General features: G+C 47.5%; 10 protein-coding genes. 7 read left to right on the top strand and 3 right to left on the bottom strand.

The genetic code is table 11. From position 1 onward, the window contains the following. Positions 1 to 25 precede the first annotated feature (25 nt). On the top strand, positions 26 to 202 hold the full coding sequence (locus tag PMG71_RS07100; RefSeq protein WP_283752959.1) for a hypothetical protein: 177 nt from the start codon (positions 26 to 28) through the stop codon (positions 200 to 202). Between the two features lie 381 nt (positions 203 to 583). On the opposite strand, the gene PMG71_RS07095 is transcribed toward PMG71_RS07100, so the two are convergent. The 3 genes from PMG71_RS07095 to PMG71_RS07085 form a co-directional block, all read right to left on the bottom strand. Next, on the bottom strand, positions 584 to 973 hold the full coding sequence (locus tag PMG71_RS07095) for a type II toxin-antitoxin system VapC family toxin (RefSeq protein WP_283752958.1): 390 nt from the start codon (positions 971 to 973) through the stop codon (positions 584 to 586). Beyond that, positions 970 to 1,257: a hypothetical protein gene (locus tag PMG71_RS07090; protein ID WP_283752957.1), complete on the bottom strand. Its 288-nt coding sequence runs from the start codon at positions 1,255 to 1,257 to the stop codon at positions 970 to 972. Before PMG71_RS07090 ends, PMG71_RS07095 begins: the two co-directional genes overlap by 4 nt. Positions 1,258 to 1,534: 277 nt before the next feature. Continuing rightward, positions 1,535 to 2,320, bottom strand: coding sequence for a Uma2 family endonuclease (locus tag PMG71_RS07085; RefSeq protein ID WP_283752956.1), 786 nt, complete (start codon positions 2,318 to 2,320; stop codon positions 1,535 to 1,537). Between the two features lie 211 nt (positions 2,321 to 2,531). On the opposite strand from PMG71_RS07085, the gene PMG71_RS07080 reads away from it, so the two are divergent. The 6 genes from PMG71_RS07080 (at position 2,532) to PMG71_RS07055 (ending at position 8,281) form a co-directional block, all read left to right on the top strand. Further along, the gene (locus PMG71_RS07080; RefSeq protein WP_283752955.1) at positions 2,532 to 3,224 is read left to right on the top strand and encodes a class I SAM-dependent DNA methyltransferase; all 693 of its coding nucleotides are present in this window, start codon (positions 2,532 to 2,534) and stop codon (positions 3,222 to 3,224) included. A gap of 66 nt (positions 3,225 to 3,290) precedes the next feature. After that, positions 3,291 to 4,361, top strand: coding sequence for an alcohol dehydrogenase family protein (locus PMG71_RS07075; protein WP_283752954.1), 1,071 nt, complete (start codon positions 3,291 to 3,293; stop codon positions 4,359 to 4,361). Between the two features lie 22 nt (positions 4,362 to 4,383). Then, positions 4,384 to 5,694 (top strand): NAD(P)-dependent oxidoreductase, encoded by a 1,311-nt coding sequence (locus PMG71_RS07070; protein ID WP_283752953.1) that lies wholly within the window; start codon positions 4,384 to 4,386, stop codon positions 5,692 to 5,694. 20 nt (positions 5,695 to 5,714) lie between these two features. After that, on the top strand, positions 5,715 to 6,818 hold the full coding sequence (locus PMG71_RS07065; RefSeq protein ID WP_283752952.1) for a mandelate racemase/muconate lactonizing enzyme family protein: 1,104 nt from the start codon (positions 5,715 to 5,717) through the stop codon (positions 6,816 to 6,818). 15 nt (positions 6,819 to 6,833) lie between these two features. Continuing rightward, positions 6,834 to 7,244, top strand: a complete 411-nt coding sequence (locus PMG71_RS07060) for an EamA family transporter (protein WP_283752951.1) — start codon at positions 6,834 to 6,836, stop codon at positions 7,242 to 7,244. A gap of 98 nt (positions 7,245 to 7,342) precedes the next feature. Further along, positions 7,343 to 8,281, top strand: coding sequence for an isopenicillin N synthase family dioxygenase (locus PMG71_RS07055; protein WP_283752950.1), 939 nt, complete (start codon positions 7,343 to 7,345; stop codon positions 8,279 to 8,281). Positions 8,282 to 8,450 lie beyond the last annotated feature (169 nt).

Here is an 8,450-nt window from a genome sequence, read left to right as displayed (position 1 = left end):
AATGACGTAAACCCGCCCTATCCCGATGGTCAATTGTTCATTTTTCATTGAACCGGCGATCGCCCGGTGGAGGAGGGCGGGTTTAGGACAGTTATGGGTGGGAGTCCTAATGGGTTGGTTTAACCCGCCCCATGCCGATCGCCTGGTGGTGGAGGGCGGGTTTAGGACAGTTATGGGTGGGAGTCCTAATGGGTTGGTTTAACCCGCCCCTACGGTTTGGGCTTGTTAATTTTTAATTTTTAATTTTTAATTTTTAATTGACCCGGCGATGTTGTAGGGGCGGGTTTTACCCAGATTTAGGATACCCACCATCAATGAGGTAAACCCGCCCCATGCCGATGGTCAATTGTTCATTTTTCATTGAACCGGCGATCGCCCGGTGGAGGAGGGCGGGTTTAGGACAGTTATGGGTGGGAGTCCTAATGGGTGGGTTTAACCCGCCCCTACGGTTTGGGCTTGTTAATTTTTAATTTTTAATTTTTAATTTTTAATTGAACCGGCGATGTTGTAGGGGCGGGTTTTACCCAGGTTTAGGATACCCACCATCAATGATGTAAACCCGCCCCATGCCGAGGGTCAATTTTTAATTTTTAATTTTTAATTTTTCATTGAACCGGCGATCGAGGGTAAGAATACAGGTAATGTTTTCTCTCTCCGCAATGGTAGCGATGACCGCATCTACAAAGTCGAGTTGACTATCAGCATACTGCTGCAAAATCTGCTCGACTCGCTCTAAGTCGGCGATCGCGATCCCCTCTATTTCCATGCGACTAGCGACTAGGTTGGCTAAGAACTGACGCATAACGGGATGTCCTAACCGGGATGCTAGAAGATAACACACTTCAGTTAGGACAACGCTAGGAAGCAGCATCGGCTCATTGATGTTGCGAGCGACGTTCAAGACTCGGTTATGATTGCGATCGCTGCGATCGGTTAAGGCAAATAAGAAACTGGTATCGAGAATAACGGTCATGGTTGGCGATCGGGATAGGTTGTCCAGCCATAAATCGGATCGATTTCCTGGGACAGAATCTCTTCATCTCGTTCAGAAATATCGGTTTCTCCGGAACTACCCAAACCCGCAATAGACAATAAGAAATTAGGTTGACTCTCGTCCCGTTGCTCCTGCTCCAATTGAGCTGTCCCCGATTTATAGTGCAGATAGTCAATGAAACGGGCCAGCTCAGAAAGAGACTCTGCTGATAAACTGGCGATCGATTCGATAAGTTTTTGTTGGGTTACTGTTCTAGAATTCATAAGGATTCATTGTTAACTATTGGTTTTAGGGTGTGCCGTGGGAAAAGGGCTTAATGGGTGAGGGCGGGTTTAGGACAGGTATCGATGGGTGTCGTTATGGGTGGGTTTAACCCGCCCCTACGAGGGTTTGGGGTGATTTTGGGTTTTTAGGAGGCGATCGCCCCACCGCGATATTGTAGGGGCGGGTTAACCCAGGTTTAGGATACCCACCATCAAATGAGGTAAACCCGCCCTATCCCGATGGTCAATTGTTAGTCAATTGTTTATTGTTTATTGTTTATTGTTCATTGATCTCAATGCCTGCGGCTCGTAACTGGGCGGCTAGGCGATCGGCTCGTTGCCGTTCGGCTTCGGCTCGCTGCTCTTCAGCTTCAGCCCGTTGCCGTTCAGCGTCAGCCCGTTGCCGTTCAAACTCGGTTTTTTGCCGTTCTTGCTCCACCTTCTCTGTGCCCCAGAGCAACAGATTTCCCTGTTTATCCCACCAGCGCAACCAGTAGCTCTCTAGTTCTTCGCGACACCCTTGCCAGACTCCCAGATATAAACCCATTTCGGGTATCCAAAACCGTCCTTCTCGATTGGGAGACTTCAGATTATAGTGCTGCTGGTTGCCTAAACGACGGAGTTCTAATTCTCCGGTTTTCGGGTCAAAAATCCCATAGTTGGGCACGCGCAAGATTTGCTCGTAATAGAAATATTTACCAGGGGGATAGGTAGATTTTGCGGAATATTCGCCCCCCTCGGTCTCCGATAAAAATTCTAGGACAATGACCGGTGGATCGCCTTGTAGGTTTGGGGTATAGCTACGGCTCACTTCTTCACGGTCAACTCGAATCTGGGGAATATAGGCCCAATCGGGGGCTTTAACCACCATTTTGCCATTGACGGTGGCACAGATCCCGTAGTTGGTAGGCGTGAGGGAATTTTCGGCTAATTTTCCGGCTTGGTTTAAGCTCTCGGTGAGGGCAGCAGCGAGGGCAGGTTGATGGATATTGTCCACAGGATCGTCCGGGAGTTTAAAGTCATCGGGTAGTTTTTCCCAGGTAATTTTGTAGGTGACTAGCATGATGATTGGATACCGGGAAGCGTCAATGTTGATTATTTTATCAGGTTGGGATGGGGGGATGGGTAGATGGGGGAATTATTCATTGTTCATTGACTTGACAAACGGGACAAACCTTGCTCTGATAAGAGCGGGCTAATGTCAGAAGATAATAGTCCTCAATTGTAGAAATATCGAGAGATATCTCAAAAGTTGTTACTCAAGGTACAAGATTGTGAGCAAGACAAGTCAAGTCAAAACCCAAGAAACCCTGAACAGTTTTGATGCGATCAAGGAAGCACACAAGCTTTCTGGTAAACCAGATGAAATCAAAGACTATTACGATCAGTGGTCGAAGAATTATGACCATGATGTAGAAAATGAAGAATATTGTGGGCCGGAATACATTACTGCTTATTTTGATTTATTACCCAAAAAGTTGGGTAAATTCCTAAATTTGCGCGATCCAGAGATTGAAATCCTAGATGCCGGTTGTGGCACAGGATTAGTGGGTGTAGCTCTGCGTCGCAAAGGTTATAAAAATATCGATGGATTTGATATTTCGTCGGGAATGGTAGAGGCAGCAGAAAAAACCGACTGCTACCGAAATTTAGAGGGGGGAGCTGAATGCGATTTGACCGGACAGATCGAGTATTATGCCGATAACCAGTATGATGCTTCCATTAGTTGCGGGGTGTTTACCCTGGGTCATGTGCCACCAACGGCAGTAGAAGAGATGATCCGCTTCACTAAGCCAGGTGGTTTAGTGGTGGTGAGTACCCGGAAGAGCTATTACGATAGTACGAATTTTCAGCAAGTGTGCGATCGCCTACAAGCCGAGAAGAAAGTAAAACTGGTTAGCTCCATCATCGACGGCCCCTATATTGCCGAAGAAGGCGCTCACTATTGGGCGTTTGAGGTTCTGTAGACCCTCCCTCTCCCTAAATCCCTCTCCCACTGGGAGAGGGACTTTTACCCCCGACTATTAACACCTATGACAGAATTAATGAATGCCGTCCTTCTCAACGGATATGGCGGCCCAGAACAATTAGTTTATACTCAAGTTCCTAAACCAACCCCCCAGAAAGGAGAAATCCTGATTAAAGTAGGAGCTTGTTCGATCAACAATGCAGATATCAATACTCGTACAGGTTGGTATGCAGCAGATCAAGGATTTCAAGAAATTCTGCAAGATACAAAGACCAACGAAGGAGGAAAAGCAACCTGGAATCAGCTAGGAGTAGAATTTCCTCGTATTCAGGGAGCTGATATCGTGGGAAAAGTTGTCGGAATGGGTGAGGGTGTCGCGCCAGAAACCCTCAATCAACGGGTGATTGTATATCCTTGGATTCGTACTGCTCAATTCGCAGAATATCAGTATGTGGGCAGCGAACTCGATGGAGGTTTTGCTGAATATGCAGTAGTTCCTGCGACTAATGCTTACCCCATTAATTCCCCTCTACCGGATACTCAGTTAGCAACGCTGCCCTGTGCTTATTCCACAGCAGAGAATATGTTAACTAAGGCGAGAGTCGCAGCTAGAGATACAGTCCTGATTACAGGAGCTTCCGGTGGTGTGGGCAGTGCAGCCATACAATTAGCGAAAATTCGAGGCGCAGTTGTGATTGCGATTGTGGGAGCAAACAAAGAGCATTTAGCTAAGGAGTTGGGTGCTGATTATGCTTATTGCCGAGATGACCAACTTGCTTCTAATGTTGGGAAGCATGAAATTACAGTAGTTGCAGATGTAGTGGGCGGAGAATACTTTAGTCTGATCTTCAAGAGCCTTGTGGTGGGTGGAAGGTATGTGACTTCTGGAGCGATCGCCGGGCCACTGGTTGAGCTGGATTTGCGAGATCTGATCTACAAAGATGTAGAGATGCATGGAGGCAACCGTTATGAACCCGCAGTATTTCAGAATTTGCTCGGATATATCGAACGAGGTCTGTTGAAACCTCCAGTCGCTAAAGTTTTTCCCCTGAGTCAAATGCAAGAGGCGCAGAAATTTTTTCAAAGCAAAAGCTTTTTTGGCAAAGTTGTAATTACGCCTGAAAACAATCCTTAAGTAAGAGAAAGGAAACTCACGGATGAGTAAGCAAAAAATTGCCTATATCGGCACGGGCGCTATGGGCAAGCAGATGATCTACAAACTGCTCAAAGATGGCTATCGGGTGCAAGTGTATGATAAGTACAAAGAAGCGGCCGAGCCGGTGATTGCCAAAGGAGCCATCTGGAAAAACAGCCCCAAAGAAGCGGCTCAAGGCTCAGATTTAGTGATTACCAATTTGCCCTTACCCCATCATGTTTTAGAGAATATGTTAGGGCCGAGTGGAGCGGTGGAAGGGATGAGGCCGGGGACAACCTGGATGGACTTCTCGACAACGGACTACCACAATACCCAAAATATTGCCAGAGAAGCGAGGAAAAAAGGGATCTTTAGTCTGGAGTCGCCGGTTAGTAATCTTTCGCATATGGGGGTTGATTTTTGTAACGTAAGCTTCTATGTGAGCGGCGATCGCCAAGGCTACGACCTCAGCAAAGGCTCCCTCGACTCCATGGGCGAAATCTCGTTCTTTGTCAGCGACACCATCGGCGAAGCACAGACCGTCAAACTGTTAACTAACCTGCTCTTTTACACCGGCATGGTGACCGTGGGCGAAGTGCTGATGATTTGTAAAATCTATGGCATTCCCCTGCTCTGGATGTGGGATCTGATCCGCTCTTCCCAAGGCAGTAGCTTCGTGGCCGAGCAAGTCACCCCGTTTATTTTTGACGGCAGCTATGACTACTCCTGCTCCCTAGAAATCACAGTTAAAGATACGGACTTGACGGTAAACTTAGCCAACGAACTCAACGTTCCCCTCCCCATCGGTCGCATCATCGAAGAACGATACCGGGAAGCGGGACAGAAATATGATGCCCATGATAACCATGTGAAAGTCACTAAGCTGATCGAAGAGGATAATGGGGTGAATCTGAGAGTGCCCCATTTTACCGCTCCCTCTCCCTATGGTTTGAATCGCAGCTATATTCATTCTGAGGAAAAAATCAGCGATATTTTCGGTCGCATCAAACCCCGTCCCTACGAACTCCAATATCCTGCACCGGAACCCTTAGACGATCCAATTCTAATGGATATGGCGCGATCGCTCACCGACTTCATGGCCTATATCAACTACCTGATTTTAGGGGAAGCTCACCACCTGGGCAAAAACATGGGCTTAAGCGACCAACTAATCGAGGATGTGATTCGCTGGAGTTGCGGAACCTGTTGGGTATTTGATAACATCACCTCCTACCAACCCGATCCAGCCATTGTCCCCAAAATCCAATCCTTTGACTTCGGTCGTCGAGCAAATCTCCCCGTTTTAACCAAAATCCTCAACCATCTGAGTTAAACCTAGCCATCCCCTAACCCATGAAAATTACTAAAATCACCGTCTATCAAGTGACCTTACCCCTGGAGCATCCCTACCGACTCTCTGGAGGGCGCTTGTACTTCGATAAACTCGATTCCACCATTATCGCCATGGATACAGATGAAGGTATCCGGGGCTGGGGGGAAGGCTGCCCTTGGGGGTCAACTTATTTACCCGCCTTTCCTAGAGGTATTCGGGCGGGAATTGAGGAGTTAGCGCCCCAACTGATTGGCCTAGACCCCCGACGGATCGATGTTGTTTATCGGGCGATGGATATGGCTCTACCGGGTCATCCCTACATTAAATCTCCTCTGGATATGGCCTGTTGGGATATCCTGGGAAAATTCACCGGATTACCCCTGTGCGAACTGTTTGGCGGTCGCATTGACCAAGAGATTACGATTCAAAACTCTGTGCCCACGGATACCCCAGAGGGGATGATTGAATCGATTAAACGGGGTCAAGCCAGGGGCGAAAAGGTGCATACCTGTAAAATTGGGGCGGATGTGGCTTTAGACATTGAGCGGATTAAAGCCATTGGTGCGTATTTACCTCCGGATGAAACGGCGACCTTTGATGTGAACCGCGCTTGGTTGGTGGATGAGGGGATGCGGGTGATGAATGCGGTGAAAGAGCCGATCCTCTATTTTGAGCAACCCTGTGAAACCTATGAAGAGTGCTTGCAACTGCGGAGGCTAACGAATCATGCGATTATCTTGGATGAATCGATTCAGGCCTATGGTCATATTGTTCGCGCTCAAGCGGATCGTGCGTGTGAGGCGATCGGGTTGAAGATTGGTCGGGTGGGAGGCTTGACGAAGGCCAAGCGAATTCGTGATTTCTGTGTGGAAACGGGGATTCGCATGAATATTGAGGTGACGGGGGGAAGTGCGATCGGGGATGCGGGATCGGTGCATTTGGCACAGTCTACTCCAGCGACTCACCTGCGGGCGACTTGGTTGTGCCATGAGATGCTGACAGTGAATACTGCCACGGGCGGGCCGCGGGGTCAAGGGGGTAAAACGGTGGCTCCAGAGGGGCCAGGATTAGGGGTAGAGCCGATTATGGAGGTGCTGGGTGAACCCATTGCCGTTTATCAATAACAGGTCTGGGTACAGATGAAAGGATGGTTATGGCTGACACTGGGAGCAATTTTCTGTTGGGGCGGTTGGGCGTTTTTGCCCAAGTTATCGAACCAATATATTAGTGCTAAAAGTGCGATCGTCTATCAAGGGTTAGGAGGGGCAATCTTGGCCACCCTGATCTTTCTCAAGGTGGGCGATCGCCTAGAAACCCATCCCCAAGGCGCAATTTTGGCCATAATTGCCGGAATGCTCAACTTTTTGGGGGTGCTGTTCTATATCCAAGCCGTATCCAAAGGATCTGTCGGTCTGGTGGCTACTCTGTCTGCTCTCTATCCTCTGGTGGTTATTGTCCTCGGAGTAGTTGTCTTGCAAGAAGCCGTGACCCTGAAACAGGCGATCGGTATGGGTTTGGCTTTAGCGGCGATCGCCTGTTTTGCTACTTGAAGGGAAAGTTCTGATGGTCTGTACTTTTGCTGTAGCGAGGAAAGAAAGAGCGATCGCTATATCGTTACCTATGGGATTAACAATTAGGAGAAAAACAAATGAATACGTTACCGATTATTTCATTAGCCCAACTTAAAAAATCAAGTTCTCCCTCCGGAAATGAAGAACACAAACGGCTATATGATACTTGCTTAGAGCATGGATTTTTTTATCTTAAAGATCATGGTATCTCCTCCGAATTAGTCCAGAAAACCATTCAGGCTTCTCGCAACTTTTTCCAGTTGCCGGAAGAAACGAAAAAAGCCTACAGTCAAGACAAACAAACTGTTTATCCAAATACCTGTAGAGGCTACAGTCCCCTCTATGGTGAAACCTTGCATGAAGATGTTGGCCCCGATCCCAAAGAGCTGTTTGATTTAGGCATAGAACGCCCCCATTCTGACCAACCTTTTACCGGAACTACCCTCATTCCAGATGAGACAGTAGCGCCGGGTTTTGCCTCGTGCCATTATCAACTGCAAGGGGAAATCATGAGCAAAGTTGTTCCCCATCTTTTACGAGGATTAGCCGTTGCTTTAGGGCAAAAACCCGATTACTTTGACCCTTATTTTGATGAACCGATCTTAATCCATCGTACTATTCATTATCCCCCCGAAGGTGGCATTGCTGGGAAGCATACCGATAATGGGATTTTCACGATCTTAATTCAAGAATATTTTCCCAATCCTTCCTTGCGCGTATATGCTAAAGAGGCTTGGATTGATGCCATATGTTTAGAAGATGCCTTTGTGGTTAATTTAGGGGATATGTTACAACTGTGGACGAATGGCTTATTTATTAGCACTCCCCATGAAGTGATTCATACTCTGGCGAAAAGTCGGATTTCGATTCCATTTTTTGTTTATCCCAATGTGAATGCCGTTTTTCAGCCCATTGGCAGCGATGAAAAGATCAATCCGACTGAGATTATGTTGAAAAATTTTAATTCGATTTGGGTGGAAAAAACGGGAGGCGGTCGCGCTAAAGAGTTAAAGTAATATCAACTCCGGTTCATATCAAGTCCGGTTTCCGCAAGCGGACATGAAAATTTGTTAAGAAGCGGGCAAGATGCCCGCACTCCTCGAATTCTTTGATACAGCACTTCGCGATCTTGTGAGGTATAGCCAGACAGATCCCCCTAAATCCCCCTTAAAAAGGGGGACTTTT

The organism is Roseofilum acuticapitatum BLCC-M154 (assembly GCF_030068475.1).
GTDB lineage: Bacteria > Cyanobacteriota > Cyanobacteriia > Cyanobacteriales > Desertifilaceae > Roseofilum > Roseofilum acuticapitatum.
The sequence above is the reverse complement of the archived record's forward strand: the minus strand, read 5'-3'. Positions and strand labels throughout refer to the sequence as shown.

Coding starts and splice junctions, on each gene's coding strand:
- PMG71_RS07100 (WP_283752959.1), top strand. CDS start 26: ATGGTCAATTGTTCATTTTTCATTGAACCGGCGATCGCCCGGTGGAGG.
- PMG71_RS07095 (WP_283752958.1), bottom strand. CDS start 973: ATGACCGTTATTCTCGATACCAGTTTCTTATTTGCCTTAACCGATCGC.
- PMG71_RS07090 (WP_283752957.1), bottom strand. CDS start 1,257: ATGAATTCTAGAACAGTAACCCAACAAAAACTTATCGAATCGATCGCC.
- PMG71_RS07085 (WP_283752956.1), bottom strand. CDS start 2,320: ATGCTAGTCACCTACAAAATTACCTGGGAAAAACTACCCGATGACTTT.
- PMG71_RS07075 (WP_283752954.1), top strand. CDS start 3,291: ATGACAGAATTAATGAATGCCGTCCTTCTCAACGGATATGGCGGCCCA.
- PMG71_RS07070 (WP_283752953.1), top strand. CDS start 4,384: ATGAGTAAGCAAAAAATTGCCTATATCGGCACGGGCGCTATGGGCAAG.
- PMG71_RS07065 (WP_283752952.1), top strand. CDS start 5,715: ATGAAAATTACTAAAATCACCGTCTATCAAGTGACCTTACCCCTGGAG.
- PMG71_RS07060 (WP_283752951.1), top strand. CDS start 6,834: ATGAAAGGATGGTTATGGCTGACACTGGGAGCAATTTTCTGTTGGGGC.
- PMG71_RS07055 (WP_283752950.1), top strand. CDS start 7,343: ATGAATACGTTACCGATTATTTCATTAGCCCAACTTAAAAAATCAAGT.